Genomic DNA, 21,405 nt, shown 5'->3' with positions numbered 1-21,405 from the left:
TTGCACTCTTTGCGGTTAAAAAAACTAGCCCATATATAGAATTGACAGTAAAGCTAAAACGGCTATAAAAATCCAAAGAAAAACACCTTGCAGTAAAGGCTTTACTCCTACTGTTTTTAAAGTAGTAAAATTTAAAGTTGCTCCAATCAAAAACAAAGTTACCGTTAAACCAATTTTCGCAATCCCAACAAGATGACCTGTAAAAATGGCTGTTGACGGAACATAGGTATTTACTAGCATTGCTATAACAAACAAACCAATAAAATAAGGAATTTTGATTTTTGAATTCTTGCTTTTAAAAAGAAAAGCGGTCAAGATTGAAATTGGAATAATCCATAAAGCTCTCGCCAATTTTACTGTTGTAGCAACTTGCAATGCTTCCGCACCATACTTATTTGCCGCACCAACTACAGAACTCGTATCGTGAATGGCAATAGCACACCATAATCCAAAATCTTTTTGTGATAAATCTAATTGATGTCCGATGAATGGGAAAACAAACAAAGCAATTGAATTTAGTATAAAAATAACCCCTAAAGCAATTGAAGTCTGATTTTCGTTTGATTTGATTACTGGCGAAATGGCAGCAATAGCGCTTCCTCCGCAGATTGCTGTTCCGCAAGAAATTAAATGAGACGTTTTTCGTTCTGTTTTAAGCCACTTCCCCAAAAGCAATCCGAAAAGTAAAGTGCTAAAGATTGAAAAAACAGTCAGAACAAATCCTTCTTTTCCAGCTGAAACTGCACTGTTGGCATTCATTCCGAATCCTAAACCAACAACCGAAAACTGCAATAAAAAGGTTATTGCTTTATGATTGAATTCTACAAATGGATTTCCGAAAAGATTCACAATTAAAACGCCTAATAAAAGTGCTATTGGCGGAGAAATGATCGAAAATAAACATAAAACAATTACGGCAAGAAAAAGCACTTGCTGTACTGATTGATTAGTTTCGAATAATTGTGCTGTGGTTTGTTCTTTTGTTTTCAAAATAAATGGGTATTGATATTATGTCGCAAAGTTCCGCAGTTTATATTGAAAACACCAATCGTAAATTACAATAGGCTATAACTTCAAGTTATAATGATTTGCTAAATTTTGAATAAATAGTTCTGATAAAGAATCTGATTTTCCTTGCAAAGTAATAATGTAAAAATATCTTTCTACAGATAATTTCTCCACATCCAAAACAATCAATTCTTTGTTTTTCAACTCTTTACTTACAGCATGAACAGACATAAAAGCAAAACAATCTGAGTTTAATAAGTAAGATTTTATGCTTTCTGTACTTCCCAACTGCATTTCTATTTGTAAATCAGAGAATTTTAAACCTGCTTTTTTCAAGGCAAATTCTATAACTTCAAGTGTTCCAGATCCACGTTCTCGAGTTATGAATTTCATTGATTTTAAATCGCTTAATGAAATTTCATTCTGTTTCACTAGAGGATTCTTGTTGCTACAAACTAAAACCAATTCGTCTTTTAAAAACGGAATGTATTTGATAGATTGATTTTTAGATTGTCCTTCTACAATTCCGATCTCAATTTCTTTATTGATTAAGGCATTTTCTATTTGTTCTGTATTTCCATTCAGCAAATTGACTTTTATGTCTTTTTGTTTCTGATGAAAACTAGCCAAAACTGGAGAAATAATATATTGAGAAATGGTTGTACTTGCTCCTAACCTAAGCAAACCTTGACGTTCTGCATTAAACGAACTCATTTCAAAGTCTATTTCTCGGTAAATATTAAAAATACTCTTAGTATATTTTAAAAGAATTTTTCCTGCGGGCGTTAAAGCGATTTTAGAACCATTCCGTTCAAAGAGTTTGGTTTTATAGGTTTCTTCTAATTCTTGAATATGTTTAGAAACTGCTGGCTGCGTAATATACAATTCTGTTGCCGCTTTAGTAAAATTAAGGCGGAGCGCGACGGTGTAGAAAACTTTTAGCCTGAAGTCCATGATTTTGGTTTATTTTGTTTCACGTTTAAAGTTTCAAGTTAGTAAAAAACTTTGAACCTTTGTCTCTCTGAACCTTTGCAACTTAAAGTAACCCATTATACTTCCTAATAAACCATTCTGTTGTCAATAAAGCAGCAATCAAAATTAACAACCAAACCCAATCAATAATTGGAGTTTTACTTGAAACATTCTTCTCGATCGATTTGTATTCTTTGTTTTCCAAAAGTGTATTAATCAATTGATCCGCTTGATCTTCAAAGAATGCTTTTCCTCCTGTCTGTTGTGCTAATTGCTGTAATTTTTGAACATCTGGATTTACGAACTGCTTTTCGATATCAAAATCTAAAATTTCAAAATGACTTGCGTATGACGTATTTGAATTTAACTCTTTTACTGTAAAATTATATTTTCCAGCAGGAAGTCCTTCTAAATTAGCTGAGAAAGAATTACTTCCTTTTAGTAAATCGTAATTTTTAGTTTGTTTGGTTGCTGCATTTACAACGCTAATTGTAAGTCTCGCTTTTTCGTCAAACTCATAATTTTTATTGAAATACTGTGCATTGATAATAATTTCTTCTCCAGAATTATAGAAACTTTCATGAGTTACTACCAAAGATTTTTTTGAAGCCGATGATGCTAAATATTGAACTATTTTATCAATAAAAACATCATACTTTTCAAATGACTGATTATCAACATGACTTTGCAGACGCCATTTCCAGCTATTTTCTCCTAAAAGAAAAGCAGTTCTTTTTCCTTGATTTTCAGCGAAAGCCAATAATGGCGCATTTGTAGAAACGTTTCTAATTTTTGACGAAAGCAAAACAGACACGTTTCCGTTTGTACTTATATTTCCGAACGGATTTTGTAAAGGCGGGAAATTTTCAAAACCGATATCATCGATTGCAAAAAGATTAAAATCAGGATGGAATTCACTTAAGAAATCTTCTCTTTGATTACTCATTTTAAAAATCAGATTGTTTTGCTGCTGATTTAAAAAATTGAAATCGGTATTGTTTCCCGTTATAATAAAGGTATTTGTTCCTTTTACTTTATTATTGTCAAATATCGGTTTGAAAGCTGTTGTTGGCTGATACAAAACCAAAACAGAAACATCTTGTAAGTCGTTAATTTGATTCGGCTTAACCAATATTACTTTACGCTGTGCATTAACCTCGATCGAACGTTTTAAAGCAGCAATGTCTGGATGGTTTATAGACGAAACAATGGCAATCGTTGACTTTTGATCTATAATTTCAACAGCAAAATTCTTGATATTATTGTAGCCGTTTTTTTCTTTAGCAGAAGATTGAATACTAGCCTTATAAATCTGTAATCCTACTTTATCTGCTGGCAATAGCAAGTTTAAAGAAGCTGTTTTTTTTGAAGGTGAAAAGGAAAGTTTTTCTTTTGCTACAACAGTATTTCCTTGCGAAATGGTAAATTCTGCATTGGCAGTTTTGTCGCCGGCATATTGCAGAAAAACTTCGACAGGAAATTTATTTTTATGAAAAGCATATTTGTTTACGTTGAGCTGATTGATTTTTAAATCAAAAAAAGTGGTTGTATCTCCCACAACCAAAGGATAAACTTTATTGACAGGATCGAATCTATATACATAGTCGTTTCCTGTAGTTTGATTTCCGTCAGTAATAATTACTGTTGGGAAAATCAGGTTTTTGTTGATGCTTTTTAAATTCTTTGCCGCTTCGTCTAAATTGGTTTGGGTTCCTTTAAAATCAAATTTATCAGAAGTTCTAAAATCGTTATCAAATTGATAAGACTGAATTTCGAATTTTTCTTTTAAAGCTGGATTCGAAACCAATTTTTGATATAATTCGACTGCTTTTTTTTCTGATTTTAAAGCTACTATAGAACTAGAATTATCAACTACAATAGCTAAAGGCGTTTTGGTAATTTCTAACGAATTTTTAGAAATTATCGGATTGATCAATAAAACCAACAATCCAAAAATGGCCAGAAAACGTAAAAAAGCCAAAAGTATAATCACATTGGATTTACTTTTGGCTTTGAAAAAATATTGAAAGTACGATAAACCACCAGCAATTACTAAAGAAAGCAATAATAAAAGAATCGTGTTTGTCGTCATATTTATTTAGTATTCAGTATCAGTTTGCAGTAATCAGATAAAAAATTGTGTGTTCCGTTCCTAAGTTAGCTTAAAAAACTTAGTATCTCAGAACCTTAGCAACTTAGAATCTTAGGTAAGCATTCCTCCGCAAACATTAAGAACTTGTCCTGTAATGTAACCGCTCATGTCTGAAGCTAGGAATAAACAAGCATTTGCTACGTCTTCAGGAGTTCCTCCGCGTTTCAACGGAATACCTTCTCTCCATCCTTTTACTACATCTTCGCTTAATTTTGCAGTCATCTCCGTTTCAATAAAACCTGGAGCGATTGCATTGCAACGAATGTTACGAGAACCTAACTCAAGAGCTACAGATTTTGTAAATCCGATTGCACCAGCTTTAGAAGCAGCGTAGTTTGTTTGACCTGCGTTTCCAGAAACTCCTACAACAGAACTAATGTTGATGATAGATCCTGCTCTTTGTTTCAAGAAAGTTTTCTGAATCGCTTTTGTCATATTAAAAACCGATTTCAAGTTTACATCAATTACTTGGTCAAAATCTGCCTCAGACATACGCATTAACAGGTTGTCTTTTGTAATTCCGGCATTATTGATTAAGATATCTACAGTTCCAAAGTCTGCTAAAACAGCGTCAACAAAGGTTTGAGCTTCGTTAAAATCTGCTGCGTTAGATTGGTATCCTTTCGCTTTTACTCCTAAACTATTTAATTCTGCTTCTAAAGCTTCTGCAGATGCAGCAGATGAGCTATATGTAAAAGCAACGTTTGCTCCATGTTTAGCAAAAACTTCAGCAATTCCTTTTCCAATTCCACGGCTTGCACCAGTAATAATTGCAACTTTTCCTTCTAGTAATTTCATATTAAGGTATTCGTTTTATTTTTTGAATTACAAATATAGATTATTTGGGCATTTAATAAAATTTGTAATCCAAAAATTGGCTTAAGAATTTTAGATGTTACTAAAACAAAAAAAAACAGCTCATAAAATGAGCTGTTCCCCCCAAAATAAAAAAACAAAACTAAAAAAGTTTAAATGTGATTTTGTTTCGTTAATTAAGAATGCGTGTAGCAATTAACATTTGGCATTCTTGAAAATGTATTTCTTAATTTTATTTCTCTTCTCCATCCTCTTTAATCTTATCAAAGACTACACAACCAACTGCAATTATTATGGATAGATATAAATAAGGTTTTAAATATGAATAATAGTATTCGTTTATAATTAAAAGCCCTATTCCCCAAAATAAAATTGCAATTGTTGCTGGAGTCAGATATTTTTTAATCATAATGAATATTACTGGAATGCATAAGTGGTTAATCTAAAACCATTATTATTAGCATTAGCAAATGTGTAAATTTTGTTTGATGCATTATATGTAAAAGCTTCTTTCTTCACATATAAACCTTTAGAATTTGTAAGCTCTGCATCTATATCTTTTAACAAATCTGGCGTTGGAATTACAGCTCCTAGATTGTTCTCCCACGTTCCAGAAGTTAAAACCAAAGTTTTGTTTGCTGGATCTTCTTTTACTGTTATGTTGTGGTAAATTGCTGTTTTACCGCCAGTAAATGTATAAGCGATATAACTATCTCCGTTTGCATCATTAAAAGTAAACTGAACTCTGTTTACCTTTTGTGTAGATGGCAGACTATTATTTATTGCTGCCAACAATGCATTACATCGAACTGAGTTAGATGGTGCTGTCGATAAATTTGCCGCAATGTATCCGTATGCTGTAGAAGGACTTTTTAGCATAGGTCTATAATCAGTTGTAATAAAAAACGGAATATTATCTGAGTATTTCAATGAAGCGCTTACTCCATTTGTTCCTGTTGCTGTAAAACTGCCATCTGCACTATTAAAAATGAAATTACTTAGTTTTTGCTCTCCAACAACAATTGGCGGACTTACAATCATACCGGTTGGAGTATAGCCAATTCCCATACTTAAAACCTCTGTCGCATTGGTAGCTGTCGTGTAACGTGTTACAGTCGAAAAGGCATTAAAATCGTATGTTTTCTTATTTGTTCCATCATTCACTTCCAAACCTCTATACAAAGCTGTGGTATTTCTACCGATAATATTTGGAACCATCAAAAAGTTTTTAGATAAATCTGTCCAATCTTCTGCAGTTGCTTTAACAAAACGCAATTCTGTAGAGGTTCTATTTGTTCTAAAAACAATATCACCATTTTCTTGTCCATAGTACAAAAATTGGAAATCACCCAAATATCCTTTACCACGCAATGCTGCAGTTGGCGCCACACCTGAATCTGACAATAAATGGATTCTATTTTTGGTTGTAAAAACAACGCTCACAGTACTTCCTAATTGAATATCGTAATTACTCTTGTAAACTTTTGTATCTGTATTAAAATCAGATGCCATTTCTACTTGATTGTCTGGCAAGAATTTAAATAGATGCGTAAAACCTCCTAATTGCTTATTGTCTGTAAAATAAACAGCTTTCCAACCATTTTCAGAAGAAAGCAATGCTTTTTGCAATTCTTCTTTTTGAGCATTTAATCGTTCTGTTGGAGTTTTGTCAAATTTTTGTTCAACTTCTGTATCTGTACAAGCTGACAGCAAAACTGCAAATGATACAGCTGCTGCATACTTAAATATATTTTTTATTTTCATTATACTTCGTTTAAAGTTTTACAATTGTTGAATATTAGTTACCAATAACAGCTGTAGTGTTCTTCTCAGCTTCATCTCTCAAGGCATAAAAGTCCATATTGAAGGTATCTTTGAAATACTGAACTACAATTGCTTCTTTTCTTTTGATATCTTCTCTAGCTTTTGCACTTGTTATACCCGCTAAAATGGCTGCGTACTCTGCTTTTGTACTGATAAGAATTACAGAAGCTGTTTCTGCAAAATCTTCGACGACATTTGAACGTGCATAATTTGTTATAAAACCTAATTCTCTAGATGCAGCCGTTGTTTCTAAGTGCCAAGTTGCTGTGTATCCTGAAGGTGTTATTTTGCCCCAAGCCTGTTCATCAAATGGTTTAGTCTGGTTTAAGATATGAATATACTCGTGCTGGATAGTGTGAATGAATTCTGCAACAATTGCACGGTTTTTTACATTTAGGTTATCAACTTCGAACAATGTAATTCTTTGACCGCCTTCAGCAATACCCAAAGTTCTCGTTCCATTAGAATTTGAGTTTACACCACCAACCAAAACAATTTCTCTAGGAGCTATTTTTTTTACAAAATCTGCCCCTCCAATTACTGCATAACTATTTAGCCATATTTGTTTAACTACTTCTAATGCAGGTTGCACTTTGGTAATTGTTGGAGGAAACAAATATCTTGTATTGTCTACAGTATTCTGATTCCATTTGTATTGTGCATTAATATTATAAGGAACCAGATAATTAGAATCGATCCAATTATCTAAATCTGTTTTTACTGGCTGATTATAATCTAATTGGCTATCTGTTGGCTGATCTTCATGTGCGCAGGAAGCTAAAGTTAAAACCCCAACAAATACTGCTATTTTTTTATATTTATTTACTATTTTCATAATATCTTAAATTAAATTTATCTAGGATTTTTTTCGATTCCATTACTTGATGCGCTTAGCGGAATTTGCAATGCTCTGCGGTTATCATTTTTTGTTAAAATATTTGTTGGTTTGTTAAACGTTTCGTGTACCACTTCAATATTAAAACGTTTCACATCAAACCATCTAATTCCTTCGTGAATAAAATCTCTTCTTCTAGTTTCTGCGATTGCTTTTACATAAGATGTTTGAACTGGCGTCATTGTGTAAAAAGGTGTATACTCATCGGCAACAACTGGATATTTATCTACAATTTTTGCTTCAGTCAACTTATCTGTTGCAGGATTATAACCTGTAGTTCTTGTTCCGAAGAAATATTCTAATTCAGTATTAGCCTCAGCAATACGGTTCTTCATAACTAGAGCTTCAATTCTATTTAGATAAAATTCATCATAAGATAAAACTACTGTCCCCAAGTATGGTTCTCCAATATTTGCTGTTAAATTGGTGTATTTAAAATATTCTTTGAATTTTGGAGAGAACACTGTCAAACTGCTGTTATAAGAATAGGTTTTATAAAGCCATGCTTTTCCAAATATATTTGTCCCTGTTCCTAATATTCCTTGGCTTCTATCGCCTGCAAGGTGAAATCTGTTACGACTGCTTGCTCTTGCATAAATTGAATAAGAAGAAACAATTAATAAATTTGCTGGTTCTGCTGCTTTTGCATATTCAATAAACTGAATGTTAGGATCTAATGCAGTAAATATTAAATAATTTCTTAATTTCCCTACTGGCTTTGAACCTATCCCTGCTGTAACTTCTAGAACTCTATCCCAGTCTCCTTTTACTAAATAAAAACGGCTTGCAAATGCATTTGCTGCTTCTTTAGTAAAGTGAAATTTAGGTTCAGAGTAGTTATTGTTAACCAATTTTAATCCTTCTTCAAGATCTTTTTGAATAAAATCAAAAACTTCTTTAACTGTATTTCTAGTATATTTTTTAATTAATACTTCTTCTGGTTCAGTTACATACGGAATACCCAAATCCTTATCGGCAGTAGCGGGGTTGTATCTTTGCGACCAGAAAGAAACAAGCATAAAGTGTGAATAAGCTCTAGCTAGCAAAGCTTCTCCTTTTTGCGGATTTAAATTTGGAGTATTTCCTAATTGGTCAATAGCTTGTAAAGCCTTATTTGCATGTGCGATTGCTCTGTAACATGCTTCCCAATAGCTGGCCTGCGTGTCTACATTTGTTTCGTCTTGCATTTCCCAATTATAATTCTGCTCATTTTTTTTCAAAGTTTCTGGCAATTGCCCATCTGAAACGTTATCTGACATAGTTTCGGCAAAGTCCATATAAGTTGCCCCTGTCGGATAAGCATTAACCAACAATTCTGATATTTTATCTGGAGTATCTATCTGCGTTCTATTATCTGGTGTCTCTGAAAGAAAATCATCGCAGCCAGTAAGAGTAATCACTAATAATAATGAAAGTGCTATTTTTATATTTTTCATAATTAACTTAATTATAATGAAACATTTAAAGTGAATGTATACTGAGAAGTGATTGGAAATGCAACTCCTCCTGTATTACGAAATTCAGGATCTTGACCGTTTAATTTTTTATCAGAATAAATCAACCATGGATTAACTGCTGATCCTTTTAATGTAAATGTGCTTACTCCTATTTTTCTCTTAAAATCTTTAGGGAATTCCCAGCTTAATGAAATATTTTTCAATCTCACAAAATCACCGTCTGCTATTCTCACATCAGAATAGTTATAAGTATTATAGGCTCTTTGCAAGAAATCATCTCCACCATAATTTGTAATTAATCGTTTGTCTGCAATAACTGGCACATTTGTATAATTTTCGTCTCCTGGATTAATCCAACGATTTGTAAATTCTTTTGTAAATACAGTTAAATCGTCATAACGGCTGTCGTAAACTGGGTTTAAACGAACTTTGTTTCCACCTGATCCAACAATAAATACATACAATGACCAATTTTTGTAAGTAAAGGTATTTGCCAAACCAATAGATTTATTTGGTTCGATAGATCCTTCGTACTTCAAATAATCTGTAACATTATCATTATCTTGAAAATTTGCTCCTGTAATGTTATCATCCTCTCCTGGCGCCATAACAAATGTTGGAAGCCCTTCGTGGTTTAACCCTGTAAACTGGTAAGAATAAATTGAGTTTCTTGGGTGTCCGATTGCATTTCCGCCATTACCGTCAATTAAATCAAAAGCAGTTGGCTTGTTTTCTAATTTTGTAATTTCCTGATTGAAAACTGAGAAATTAAGTGTTGTTGACCATTTAAAATCACGTCCTGCAATATTTTGAGTTGTTATACCAACTTCAAGACCTTTTGTCTCCATGTTTGCATTGTTACCCTGCTTAATTTTCTGTCCTCCAATTCCTGAAGTAATAACATAATCAACCAAGTCAAATGCTTTACGGCTATAAACATCAGTTACAAGCTGCACTCTGTTGTTAAACATCCCTAAATCAACTCCAATATTAGTTTCAAACTGTTTTTCCCAAGTTAAATCACCGTTTTGCAATTGGTCGATTTCAATACCCGTTTCTCTATCATTAAGATTTAAACGATTAGCAATAAAACTTTTATAAATAGCCAAAGAGTTTGTTGCTGGACCAGCAGTTGCAGTTAAACCATAAGAAGCTCTTAATGCTAAATTATTGATCGGTTTTACGCTTTTCATGAAGTTTTCTTCAGCAACATTCCATTTACCACTAAATGTATACGTTGGCAACCAACGTGAAGAATTACTGTCTCCTTGTCTATTAGACCCATCATAACGACCTGTAATAGATCCTGTGTAACGACGGTCGTAAGTATAACCTACTTTTCCAAAGAAACCTACTGTACGCTCTCTCTCTTCGTTAAAACCATAATATGAATTTCCTTCGTTAACTATTTTTTCAATAAGTCTAGGATCTGTAAACGCTGTCAATCCTCTATCATATTGAAGTCCTGCCGCAGTAAAGTTGTCACTAGTTCTGTCTACAGATCTTAACTCTGTTCCAAATAAACCTTCTAACTCGTGTTTTTCATTTAAAACATTTCTATAACTTACACTATTTCTTAAATTATAAGAAGTCATATCGTTTGTAAATTTTCTTAAGAAACCACCGTTTGGTAAAACAGAAACTGGAGGTGCAGATAAATCGTTTGGATCTTGGTACAAAAAGATGTTTTCATCTCGAACAATTGTTGTTTCCATAGCGTTGTAAGCTCCCACAACGTTTGATCCTTCTAAAATTTTGTGCTCTCTGCTTGTATTTGCATAACGTGCAGAACCTGTTAGATTATAAGTAAGATGTGGCGTGATTTTATAATCTAAATCCAATTGAAAACGAATATCTTTTACATCAATATCCAAAAAGTTTGTTTTCAACTCATTGATAATATTCATTGGCGCCCAGTTATTTCTATAATACTCTAGATTACCATTTTCGTCGTATGGTCTTAAAGTTCTACTAGTATTTAAAACATAACTAAAAGGATTAATATCAAAATCTCTGGTTACTTTTCCAAATACTTGATCTTTCTGGCTTTCATAAGTACCCGGAGCACCTTGCTGTCTGATAGACGCCAAAGTAGATAAAGTAAGATTTAATCTATCATTGATATAAAAAGTTCCTTTAATGTTAGAAGATAATTGTTTTACATTATCGGCAATAGTCCATCCTGGATCTGTATAATATCCTAAAGAAGCATAAAATGTATTGTTTTTTCCACCGCCAGAAAAGCTTAAAGAGTGATTTTGTGTAATGGCTGGTCTAAATAAAACACTAAACCAATCAGTGTTTGCCAATTCGTATTTTCTTAAGAAATTATTACGGCTCACTGGGTCATTATTAACCAAATAACCTCCTGTTTCTGGCACATAAGTATTAATAGCTCTGCCTAAAATATTATAAACTCCTCCATAACGCCCCTGAACAGTAGATGGCAAATCTAAAAATCCTTTAGACTCCATTTCTTTAAAAATACTCATAGATTCTTGAGAATTCAAGATATCATATTGCGAATAATTTGGCACACTTCTTACTGTCTGCTCCAAACTATAACTTACTTTTAAAGGAGAATCTCTTCGTCCCTGCTTTGTTGTTACAACTACAACACCATTTAAAGATCTTGAACCATAGATAGAAGTTGCAGATGCATCTTTTAGAATTTCAATATTTTGAATATCGTTTGCATTTAATCCTGCAACAGATGAACTTAATAAAGTCTCTGAGTTTCCAGAAGCTAAATCTGCAAATGTGATGTTAATAATATCCTCTTGAACCACTCCATCAATTACCCATAAAGGCTTAGTGTCTCCAAAAATTGAAGAAGATCCACGCACTGTAATTTTAGGAGCTGTACCAAATGTACCCGTAACGTTTTGTACCGTTACCCCTGCCGCTTTTCCTTCAATCATTCTACTAACATCTACAACACCATCCACTTTTAATTCAGCACCTGAAATTTTACTGATTGCTCCTGTAAATGTTCTTTTCGAAGTTTTTTCATATCCAGTTGTAACTACAACTTCTTTAAGATTCTGCCCTGCCTCAGTTAAAACTACAGTTGGCGTAGGATTATTAATTCCGATTTCTTTTGTCTCCATGCCAACATAAGAAATAACCAAACGATCAACGTTTGCAGGCATTTCGATAGAGAAATTTCCATCAAAATCTGTTAATACAGCAGTTTTCGTTCCTTTTGCCATTACAGTAGCTCCAGGAAGTGGAGACCCACTTTGATCTGTAACTTTTCCTTTTATAATTGGACCAAAAGTCAAAATTTCGAACAAAGAATCATGATTATTCGCATTGGAAAAAGAAGCGTTGCTTTTTTGAAGCACAATCTGATTACTCACTTCAGAAAAAGTAATATTAAAAGGCACCAGAACTCTGCTCAAAATACTAGCCAGAGTTTCTTGATTTGCTTCTATACTTACTTTCTCTCCAAGCTGAGGAAGTCTTGAGTTATAGGAAAATTTTACATGCGCAGATTTTTCAATTTTTGATAAAGCACTATCTAAAGTTAGGTTATCAACTGTAATAGTTACTTTAGTATCTAATTTTTTCTGCCCATTTACATTATTTGCGAGAGTAACACTTGAAAACACAAGTGCTAACACAAACTGAAACAGCGTTATTTTCATGATTTGGTGAAGTAATCGTTGCTTGACAACAGGTTTTTTCATAATTTTGGTTTGTTTTGATTAATACTATTCGAGTGTATTTTAAGAAACATCATAAATTACTCTTTACAGAGAGTGATTTATTCAGATTTAAGTGTCGTTAATGTTACAGCATTCTCGGCACTTTTTTTATGTATTTATTTTTTACATAGGCAGTTATATATTTTATTTTTAGTTTTTAATTAGCTCAATTTTGGATTTTCTTTTTTTATTTTCTGATTGGAATCAAGCCTCTAGTTACAGCCAGAAGTTGTAATTACAATCTGATTTCCATTCATTTCATAATTGGTATCGTTTCCAATACTTTTACAGATTATTTTCAACTTCTCGGCCAATGGCTGGTCACTTAGAGAAGTAGTTAATCGGCAATCTTTCAATTTGTCATGAGGAAAATCAATATCTACTAAATAAGCCTGCTCGATAGTTTCAAGAATTTGCGCTACAGGAATATCAGTAAATTCAAAACTTAACTGTTCGATATTTCTAACACTATTAACCAAAATAGAATCTTCGGTAATATTGGTTATTTTATTAAATACTAACTCTTTACGTGCAAAACGCAATGCCTGATTAGGAAGCAAAACAATTTCTTCATTTTCAGCAGCACGAACTAAATCATTAGATTTTACTTTAACTTTACCGGTGCGAACGAGAACTTCAACATTCTGCTGATCTGGATATGCTTTTATTCTAAAGCTTGTTCCAACAACTCGAGTCACGATTTCGTTAGCGTAAACAAAAAAAGGCTTTTTAGGATTTTTACTAATTTCAAAGAAACCTTCGCCGGATAAATACACCTTTCTTTCGTTTCCGGTAAAGATTTTAGGATAACTTAATTTACTATTGGGTTGCAATAAGACCGAACTTCCATCAGATAAAGTGATGATCTGTGATTTTTCAGAATTGTTGGTTTGTTCTACCAAGCCTTCATCATTATCCTGAACCAGTTCGTTGTATGTAATTACATTGTCAGTAGTTACAATATTGTTTTTAAAAAACCATACGGAGAAGATTCCAACCAAAATAGCTGCAGCAATACCACTAATCCAGTATCGCTCGATTTTAAGTTTTTTGTTTTTTGAAGTTTGTTTAGAAAGTTCTTCTCTTTGCTCAATTTTATGCCAAGTTTTCTGTAAGGCTTCATGAACTTCATTTGAAGACAAATGAGATTGTGGAGCTCGCATCGCCAAAAGTACGAGTCTAGCATCTTCAACAAGCTTGGCTCTTTGCAGATTTTCGAGAGTCCACTCTTCCCAGCCTTGTTCATCAACTTTAGATAAAATCCATAATTGAAAAGATTCATCAGCCAGAAAGTCTTCTATTTCGGTATAATTGTTACGTTTTTGCATCTTACTATTAAGGTTACAAAAACATAGAGGACACTTTTTTTATTATATACTCACCTATTTAAGATTTTTTTTTAATTTTTTCTTAATTTTTTAAAAAACTCCTGAAGATATAAGTACTAGAAGCGGAATACTGCCTTTCCATTCCTTACGAAGACTTAACAAACCGCGATGCAAAAGATTACTCGCAGACTGATAATTCATCTCCAATAAATCGGCAATTTGATCTACGCTCAAACCTTGGTGATAACGTAAATACAATGCCTCTTTCTGGCGTACAGGCAAATCATTTAATAATTTATTCAAAAGAAGAACACGTTCGGCTGTTACTTCATCTTCTACTAAATCATTTTCTATAGAAAAGTCAAAAAGAAATTCTAAAGCATCTGTAGTTGTGGTTTTTCTAAAAACATGATCTCTTTCATGCAAACGAGCAATTCTCTTTCTAACGCTAGAAAGCAGATACGCTTTAACGATTACATTATCTTGTAGAGAATCACGATAAAGCCAAATATCAGCAAAAACATCTTGAATACAATCTTGTACTTTTTCTTCATAAGGACAAAGTGAATTGCCGTAATTAATCAAGTCTCTATAGTACTTTTCAAAAAGCAAAGAGAAAGATTTCTCATTACCATTTTTCAAGTTATTCCATAGAATAAAATCGTCTAAAACCTTGTTTTTTAAAATTTGGCTCATACAAAATACTTTGGCGCAAAAAATCCAATTATTTTAGGTTATTCTAAAAAGACGATTAATTGCAAGAGGTTTAAGTTATTGTCTAAAATTTGATTCTTTAAAAATTTAAAATGGATTAAAAACGAACTTTAATTTAACAAAAATTAAACAAGTGTCTTACATTTCACCACATTTTACTATCTCAAAAAGAGTCATATTTTAACATTATTTTTTGTTTTTGTGTGATAAATATAGAAAAGCAAATAATTAAAACCCAATAATTAGCAAAAATTTGATTCTTTTTTCAAATTTATCAGTATTTACCTTATTTTTTTCAATTAAAGTTAAATTTACTTTAAATTAAATTTTCATTAACATAATTGTTATAATGCAATTGGCATCTGACAAGAATCATTTAATTGAATTAAAATTCAAAAAAAAAGGCCTTACTTCTGTAAGGCCTTTTTGAAAAGAAAGCTCTTTTAGATCTTAATAAATTTCGTGGATGAAATTCCAGAAGCAGTATTAATTTGAAGAAGATAGTTTCCTGACTGAAATCTAGAAACATCAATTTTTGAAATATTCTGAGCATTCGGAATTACCTGAATCAATTGTCCTAAAATATTATACACATAAATCGATTCTATTTCTACAAAATCTTTAGATTCTATTTGCAAATAATTTTGAACTGGATTTGGATAAATATTAAAATGCGATGAAAGTTCAAAGTCCTGTCTTCCTAAAGTTTTAAAAGTTGATGTTTCCTTGTTTGTTAAAACTGGAAAATTATAGTCAAAATAAATATTGGCTTCATTTTCAAACGAATCACCAATATTTAAAGTTGGCAATGTTTTAATTTTAAAGGCAATATAACCATCATTATTAGCATCATCAAAAGGAAGATTTATTTTTTCGAAGATAAATTCTACTTTGTTTCCATCAGAAATTTTTGTTGTGTAAGAATGGCTTGCACTGGTAGGAACTAATGTGGATACATCAAATTTTGAAGTATCAATCACATCTTTAATCACGACATTTTCAGCGTTATAATTTCCAGTATTTTCAAAACGAATTAGATAGTGAACATACTCGCCAATTAGTTCTGGTTTAATGACATTCCCTTCTAAACATCTTTTATCATTTGGATCATAAGAACCTACAACGGTTTGATTAAGCTCAAAACTATTATCTCCAACTGTTTCCTCTGGTTCCGTAGAGCTGATTACAGCTTTATATTTAAATATCTCTCCAATATTTACCGCTGGAGTTTCAACGGGAGAATTCACATTTAAAACCAATTCTATTTCTCTGCTTTCAAAAGGCTTTAGATTTGAAAAATTCCAAACTAATTGATTCGAAGTTTGACTAGAAATTCCATTGTTCGAAGAAATAAAATCCAAAACTGAATCGTCAAAATTAAAAGTTATAGCTCCCGCTTGAGCAGTAGTTCCTTTATTTTTATAAACTAATTTATACTTTGCATCAAAACCAGGTCTTGCAACGTCGATTGGCAATATTGCAACTTCTAAATCGTTATGAGAACCATTTGGCGCAATACAAAAATCTTGATTGAAAGGACTAACCTGTGTTGGAAAAACGATATCTATAGAAGACGGTGAAATCGTAAAATAGCTTGCATTTTCAATAATAGGAGTTATTTTATAAGAACCCGCAGGAACTTTTAAAGAATAATTGCCATTTAAATCTGCGACAAAATTCTGCAATTTTGTGCCGTCAAAAATTGAAAACTTTAAGTATGAGGCTCCTATATCACCAGCATCACAGCCATTACTGTCAACATCAATCTGACTTTTGCCTTTTATAGTGTAATTTGCTCCACCTGGTTCAAATGAGCAATAATTTCCAACCAAGCAATTTTCATATTTATATGGCGCAATTTTATTTGCAATAGCCTCCAAATTAGAATCGTCATCGCAGATATACTGCAGATTTGGGCAATTTGAAAAATTAAGTCCATTGTAACCCAACGGATTTAAAGGTGCCTCTAAAAAACTTAAATTTTTAATAGTTCCGTTTTTAATATTTAGAAATTCTAAATTTGGACAGTCTGATATATTTAACTCTTTTAAGCTTTTCGAATTACTAATATCTAAAGATTTAATTAGTGTATGCCCAATCCATAAAGTTTCTAAAAGTTCTTGATTTGACAAATCAATAGATTCAATTGGATTTGCTCCACCATAACAATCAGTTATTTTTTTAGAATTAGAAAAATCAAGAGAGGTTATTTTATTATCCCAAAAATCAAAATACTGAAGATTTGGTAGTTTTGTAACATCTAAGTTAGGCAATAAATTTTGAGCACATCTGAAAAACCATAACAATGATGAATTAGGGAGTTTTAATTCCGTAAGCTTGTTTTTATAACAAACAAGCTCCATTAAAACAGAACTATTCGAAACATCTAAAGCACTTAAAGCATTATCGTTACACTCAAATATTCTTAAGTTAACTAAGTTTGCAACATTCAAAGAGATTAATTTATTTTGCGCACAAATAAGCGTGCTTATTTTATTTAAATCTGAAAGATTTAAATCAGTAATTAAATTTGAAGAGCATACCAGTCTTGTAAGCTTCTTTAGACTACTAACATCTAATATTCCCAAATTATTATTTGAACAATTAAAATCAGTCAGATTAGAAAAATTTGACAATTGATCCAGCGATGAAATACTAGAATCTCTTAAATCTAAATAGCTCACATTTAATGCTTCGGCTATTTCAATTTCACCATTGCTGTTAGAATCAATCTTAAAATAATTAGAATTTAAATCTTTTGCGATCGTATTAGTTCCATTCGCTTGCAAAAGTTTTGCCTTGAAATTAGCATCTGGAATATTAATTATTTGTGCATTTATGGAAGAAAAAAAGCACAAAGCCAGTAATAGTAGGTAGTTTTTTATCATAGTTTTTATTTGTTTTTGGTGTTTAAATATATAAAACCGAAAACTAAAAACCTACAACTTCATAAAAAAAACCTTACTAATTAAATAATAAGGTTTTTTGATAATATTCAGATTAAAAGGAACTTAAAAAGCTACATTCCATCTAGGCAGTTTGCCATTTTCATCTAAGAAGTTTTGCAAAACCTGTCCTTCAACAGCAGTTGGAATTGCTTTTACATCTCCAGCAAAAGTTTCGTACCAAACTACTTCTAAAGCATCAATGCTTTCTAATTTCATTTGAGCGGGCCAAGAATATTTTCTTCCCGTTTTAGCAAACTGATGTCCGTTTACGATTTTATCATAAAGTCCGCCATTTTTACTTTTTAAAGTTCCATCGTTTTGAACAGTTCCAGTAGAACCAACCATGATAAGCTCTTTTGCATCACCTTCAACCGCATATACAACAAAAATTCCAGCACTTCCTTCTGGAGCATTACAAGCCTCTTCAAGACTATCATTTACAGTAAAAGTAAAACTGTTTGTTGATTTAAATTTTTCTAATTCTTTGTACATATTTTCTTTTTAAGCTTCTAAGATACTGAGGTTCTGAGATGCTAAGTTTTTTTCATTTAAGCCTCAGCCTTTAAAATGGAAAAAAGTCTCAACAGGATATTGAGACTTTTTTTTGGAATTTGTTATTTTGAGACTTGAAAATTATCCAAGTACTTCTTTTACTTTTTTACCAATTTCAGCTGGTGAATCAACAACGTGAATTCCGTTGTCTCTCATAATTTGTTTTTTAGCAGCAGCTGTATCATCAGAACCACCAACGATTGCACCTGCGTGACCCATTGTTCTACCAGCAGGAGCAGTTTCTCCAGCGATAAAACCAATAACTGGTTTACGGTTACCATCAGCTTTTACCCATCTTGCAGCATCAGCTTCAAGTTGGCCACCGATTTCACCAATCATGATGATAGCTTCAGTCTCTGGATCATTCATTAATAATTCAACAGCTTCTTTAGTTGTAGTTCCAATGATTGGATCTCCACCAATTCCGATAGCTGTAGTGATACCTAAACCTTGTTTTACAACTTGGTCAGCAGCTTCGTAAGTTAAAGTTCCTGATTTAGAAACGATACCAACTGTTCCTTTTTTGAAAACGAAACCTGGCATAATACCAACTTTAGCTTCACCTGGAGTAATTACACCTGGACAGTTTGGACCAATTAATCTTGAATTTCTTTTTTTAACATAATTATTTGCTTTAATCATATCTGCTACAGGAATTCCTTCTGTAATAGCAATAATTACTTTAATTCCAGCATCAGCAGCTTCCATAATTGCATCAGCAGCAAAAGCTGGCGGAACAAAAATGATAGAAGTATCAGCACCAGCTTGATCAACAGCATCTTTTACTGTATTAAAAACTGGACGATCTAAATGGCTAGTACCACCTTTTCCTGGAGTAACACCTCCAACAACATTAGTACCGTACTCAATCATTTGAGAAGCATGGAAAGTACCTTCGCTTCCTGTAAATCCCTGAACAATTATTTTGGAATCTTTATTAACTAAAACACTCATGATATATATTTTATGTAGTTTTTAAATTTGTGTTGCAAAAATAAGGTTTTGTAATGTATTTTGACTCTTTTATTGTCAAAAAAATATTAAGAAAATTGACTCATTTGATAACCTCTATAAAGTTTATCATCTTTTATTTGCCAAATGGTTGCAAAATGTGCTAAAAGCATCTCTTCTCTCGGATTCTCAATTGTTTTTACAAAATGAGAGTAACGCACTGATACTAAATCATCTTCGCTAATAATATGACTGATTCTAACTTTAGAGCGCACATAGGCACGGCTAAGATCATTGGCCATTTCAATTATCGAATCATAATCCATCTGAATAAAACCTTTACTGCTGTTCCATTCAAGTGTTACATCAGGATGCAGATATGTTTTTAAAATTTCGCTATCAATTAAGGCATCTGACTTATAAAATTTCTGAACAAATTCTTTAATAGACATATTACTTCAATTTACTTAAAATTTCAGGAATCTTCTTGATATTGGCTAATTGTTTCAATTTTTCTCTAGATTCTTCAATTGGAGTTCCAAAATACGATTTTCCTCCTTCAACTGATTTAGTTACTCCTGTTTGCCCCATCACAACTGCTTTTGCGCCAATTGTTATGCCGCTTGTAGTTCCTACTTGACCCCATAAAGTTACTTCATCTTCAATAATCACACAACCCGCAATACCGGTTTGAGAAGCAATAAGACATTTCTTACCTATTACAGTATCATGCCCAACATGCACCTGATTATCCAACTTAGAACCTGCGCCAATAGTTGTATCACCTGTAACGCCTTTATCGATTGTACATAAAGCACCAATGCCAACATTATCTTCAATAACAACTCTTCCGCCAGAAACTAATTGATCAAAGCCTTCTGGACGTTTTTTATAATAAAAAGCATCGGCTCCTAAAATAGTTCCAGCATGTATAATTACATTGTCTCCAATTACCGTATGGTCGTAAATAGAAACATTAGAATGTATCAGACAGTTTTTACCAATCTTAACATTGTTTCCAACAAAAGTATTTGGCTGAATAACAGTTCCCTCTCCTATTTCTGCAGAAGAGGCAATAGCCACATTAGCAAACTGGAATGGTTTAAAATGTTTCGTAAGAATATTAAAATCTCTAAATGGATCATCAGAAATCAAAAGAGCTTTACCTTCCGGACATTCTACTTCTTTATTAATTAAAACAATAGTCGCAGCCGATTGCAAAGCTTTATCGTAATATTTTGGGTGGTCAACAAAGACAATATCTCCACGCTCTACAACGTGTATCTCGTTCATGCCTAAAACTTGAAAGTCTTTGTCTCCAATAAATTTGCAATTAAGCAAATTGGCAATTTCTTGTAAAGAATGACTCTTTGGAAATTTCATATAGTATAATTAGAAAACTTGTAAATTAGAAAATGAGTCAATTAGAATGTGAATATACAAAATTATGTCGATTCACAAATTATCTAATTGACTCATTGTCAAATTATCTTAATTAAAATAACTATTCTTTAACACGCTCCATGTATGAACCTGAAGCTGTATCAATTTTAATTTTATCACCTTCGTTGATAAACAACGGAACATTAATTGTTGCTCCCGTCTCAACTGTAGCAGATTTTGTTGCATTTGTTGCTGTGTTTCCTTTTACTCCAGGCTCAGCATAAGTAACTTCAAGAATTACAGAGGTTGGCATATCTACTGATAATGGTAAATCTGTTTCTGTATTGATTTGAACCATTACATTTGTTCCTTCTTTTAATAAATCTGGAGCATCCAAAATGTTTTTGTTTAAAGAAATTTGCTCAAACGTTTCAGCATTCATGAAGTGAAACTCGTCACCTTCTGGGTATAAATATTGAAATGTATGTGTTTCAACACGAATAACGTCAATTTTATGACCTGCTGAGAAAGTATTATCTAATACTTTACCAGAAGTTAAACTTTTCAATTTTGTTCTTACGAAAGCTGGACCTTTTCCAGGCTTTACGTGAAGAAATTCAATAATTTTATAGATATCGTGATTAAATTTAATACACAATCCGTTTCTAATATCTGATGTAGATGCCATTTGTATT

General features: G+C 32.4%; 17 protein-coding genes. All 17 read right to left on the bottom strand.

Annotated features, from left to right (window positions below; translation table 11 throughout):
- Positions 1-24: 24 nt before the first annotated feature.
- On the bottom strand, positions 25-990 hold the full coding sequence (locus tag RB618_RS15595) for a putative sulfate exporter family transporter (RefSeq protein ID WP_308069588.1): 966 nt from the start codon (positions 988-990) through the stop codon (positions 25-27).
- 75 nt (positions 991-1,065) lie between these two features.
- Positions 1,066-1,962, bottom strand: coding sequence for a LysR family transcriptional regulator (locus tag RB618_RS15590; protein ID WP_308069587.1), 897 nt, complete (start codon positions 1,960-1,962; stop codon positions 1,066-1,068).
- A gap of 82 nt (positions 1,963-2,044) precedes the next feature.
- Positions 2,045-4,072 carry a hypothetical protein gene (locus tag RB618_RS15585; protein WP_308069586.1) on the bottom strand — a complete coding sequence of 676 codons (2,028 nt, stop codon included), beginning with the start codon at positions 4,070-4,072 and terminating at the stop codon, positions 2,045-2,047.
- 111 nt (positions 4,073-4,183) lie between these two features.
- Positions 4,184-4,930: a 3-oxoacyl-[acyl-carrier-protein] reductase gene (fabG, locus tag RB618_RS15580; protein ID WP_111369193.1), complete on the bottom strand. Its 747-nt coding sequence runs from the start codon at positions 4,928-4,930 to the stop codon at positions 4,184-4,186.
- Between the two features lie 250 nt (positions 4,931-5,180).
- Positions 5,181-5,357 (bottom strand): hypothetical protein, encoded by a 177-nt coding sequence (locus tag RB618_RS15575; protein WP_308069585.1) that lies wholly within the window; start codon positions 5,355-5,357, stop codon positions 5,181-5,183.
- 8 nt (positions 5,358-5,365) lie between these two features.
- On the bottom strand, positions 5,366-6,712 hold the full coding sequence (locus tag RB618_RS15570; protein WP_308069584.1) for a DUF4302 domain-containing protein: 1,347 nt from the start codon (positions 6,710-6,712) through the stop codon (positions 5,366-5,368).
- A 34-nt stretch (positions 6,713-6,746) separates the two neighbouring features.
- A complete protein-coding gene (locus RB618_RS15565; protein ID WP_308069583.1) occupies positions 6,747-7,607 on the bottom strand; it encodes a putative zinc-binding metallopeptidase in 861 nt (286 codons plus the stop codon).
- A 17-nt stretch (positions 7,608-7,624) separates the two neighbouring features.
- The gene (locus RB618_RS15560) at positions 7,625-9,103 is read right to left on the bottom strand and encodes a RagB/SusD family nutrient uptake outer membrane protein (protein ID WP_308069582.1); all 1,479 of its coding nucleotides are present in this window, start codon (positions 9,101-9,103) and stop codon (positions 7,625-7,627) included.
- Between the two features lie 11 nt (positions 9,104-9,114).
- On the bottom strand, positions 9,115-12,816 hold the full coding sequence (locus tag RB618_RS15555) for a SusC/RagA family TonB-linked outer membrane protein (protein ID WP_308069581.1): 3,702 nt from the start codon (positions 12,814-12,816) through the stop codon (positions 9,115-9,117).
- A gap of 230 nt (positions 12,817-13,046) precedes the next feature.
- Entirely contained in the window at positions 13,047-14,162 is a 1,116-nt protein-coding gene (locus RB618_RS15550; protein WP_308069580.1) for a FecR family protein, read from the bottom strand.
- A 90-nt stretch (positions 14,163-14,252) separates the two neighbouring features.
- The gene (locus RB618_RS15545; RefSeq protein ID WP_308069579.1) at positions 14,253-14,858 is read right to left on the bottom strand and encodes a sigma-70 family RNA polymerase sigma factor; all 606 of its coding nucleotides are present in this window, start codon (positions 14,856-14,858) and stop codon (positions 14,253-14,255) included.
- Between the two features lie 461 nt (positions 14,859-15,319).
- Complete coding sequence (locus RB618_RS15540) at positions 15,320-17,764, bottom strand: T9SS type A sorting domain-containing protein (protein WP_308069578.1); 2,445 nt, start codon at positions 17,762-17,764, stop codon at positions 15,320-15,322.
- Positions 17,765-17,887: 123 nt separating this feature from the next.
- A complete protein-coding gene (locus tag RB618_RS15535; protein ID WP_308069577.1) occupies positions 17,888-18,316 on the bottom strand; it encodes a hypothetical protein in 429 nt (142 codons plus the stop codon).
- 141 nt (positions 18,317-18,457) lie between these two features.
- Positions 18,458-19,330, bottom strand: a complete 873-nt coding sequence (sucD, locus tag RB618_RS15530; RefSeq protein ID WP_308069576.1) for a succinate--CoA ligase subunit alpha — start codon at positions 19,328-19,330, stop codon at positions 18,458-18,460.
- 86 nt (positions 19,331-19,416) lie between these two features.
- The gene (locus RB618_RS15525; protein WP_111378075.1) at positions 19,417-19,779 is read right to left on the bottom strand and encodes a nuclear transport factor 2 family protein; all 363 of its coding nucleotides are present in this window, start codon (positions 19,777-19,779) and stop codon (positions 19,417-19,419) included.
- A gap of 1 nt (position 19,780) precedes the next feature.
- Positions 19,781-20,710 (bottom strand): UDP-3-O-(3-hydroxymyristoyl)glucosamine N-acyltransferase, encoded by a 930-nt coding sequence (locus tag RB618_RS15520; RefSeq protein WP_308069575.1) that lies wholly within the window; start codon positions 20,708-20,710, stop codon positions 19,781-19,783.
- 121 nt (positions 20,711-20,831) lie between these two features.
- Positions 20,832-21,398, bottom strand: coding sequence for an elongation factor P (efp, locus tag RB618_RS15515; protein ID WP_306155226.1), 567 nt, complete (start codon positions 21,396-21,398; stop codon positions 20,832-20,834).
- Between the last annotated feature and the right edge of the window lie 7 nt (positions 21,399-21,405).

The organism is Flavobacterium sp. LHD-85, from assembly GCF_030929595.1.
In the GTDB taxonomy this organism is placed as follows: Bacteria; Bacteroidota; Bacteroidia; order Flavobacteriales; family Flavobacteriaceae; genus Flavobacterium.
This window is presented reverse-complemented; position numbering and strand designations above follow the sequence as displayed.

Coding starts and splice junctions, on each gene's coding strand:
- RB618_RS15590 (WP_308069587.1), bottom strand. CDS start 1,962: ATGGACTTCAGGCTAAAAGTTTTCTACACCGTCGCGCTCCGCCTTAAT.
- RB618_RS15585 (WP_308069586.1), bottom strand. CDS start 4,072: ATGACGACAAACACGATTCTTTTATTATTGCTTTCTTTAGTAATTGCT.
- fabG (WP_111369193.1), bottom strand. CDS start 4,930: ATGAAATTACTAGAAGGAAAAGTTGCAATTATTACTGGTGCAAGCCGT.
- RB618_RS15575 (WP_308069585.1), bottom strand. CDS start 5,357: ATGATTAAAAAATATCTGACTCCAGCAACAATTGCAATTTTATTTTGG.
- RB618_RS15570 (WP_308069584.1), bottom strand. CDS start 6,712: ATGAAAATAAAAAATATATTTAAGTATGCAGCAGCTGTATCATTTGCA.
- RB618_RS15565 (WP_308069583.1), bottom strand. CDS start 7,607: ATGAAAATAGTAAATAAATATAAAAAAATAGCAGTATTTGTTGGGGTT.
- RB618_RS15560 (WP_308069582.1), bottom strand. CDS start 9,103: ATGAAAAATATAAAAATAGCACTTTCATTATTATTAGTGATTACTCTT.
- RB618_RS15555 (WP_308069581.1), bottom strand. CDS start 12,816: ATGAAAAAACCTGTTGTCAAGCAACGATTACTTCACCAAATCATGAAA.
- RB618_RS15550 (WP_308069580.1), bottom strand. CDS start 14,162: ATGCAAAAACGTAACAATTATACCGAAATAGAAGACTTTCTGGCTGAT.
- RB618_RS15545 (WP_308069579.1), bottom strand. CDS start 14,858: ATGAGCCAAATTTTAAAAAACAAGGTTTTAGACGATTTTATTCTATGG.
- RB618_RS15540 (WP_308069578.1), bottom strand. CDS start 17,764: ATGATAAAAAACTACCTACTATTACTGGCTTTGTGCTTTTTTTCTTCC.
- RB618_RS15535 (WP_308069577.1), bottom strand. CDS start 18,316: ATGTACAAAGAATTAGAAAAATTTAAATCAACAAACAGTTTTACTTTT.
- sucD (WP_308069576.1), bottom strand. CDS start 19,330: ATGAGTGTTTTAGTTAATAAAGATTCCAAAATAATTGTTCAGGGATTT.
- RB618_RS15525 (WP_111378075.1), bottom strand. CDS start 19,779: ATGTCTATTAAAGAATTTGTTCAGAAATTTTATAAGTCAGATGCCTTA.
- RB618_RS15520 (WP_308069575.1), bottom strand. CDS start 20,710: ATGAAATTTCCAAAGAGTCATTCTTTACAAGAAATTGCCAATTTGCTT.
- efp (WP_306155226.1), bottom strand. CDS start 21,398: ATGGCATCTACATCAGATATTAGAAACGGATTGTGTATTAAATTTAAT.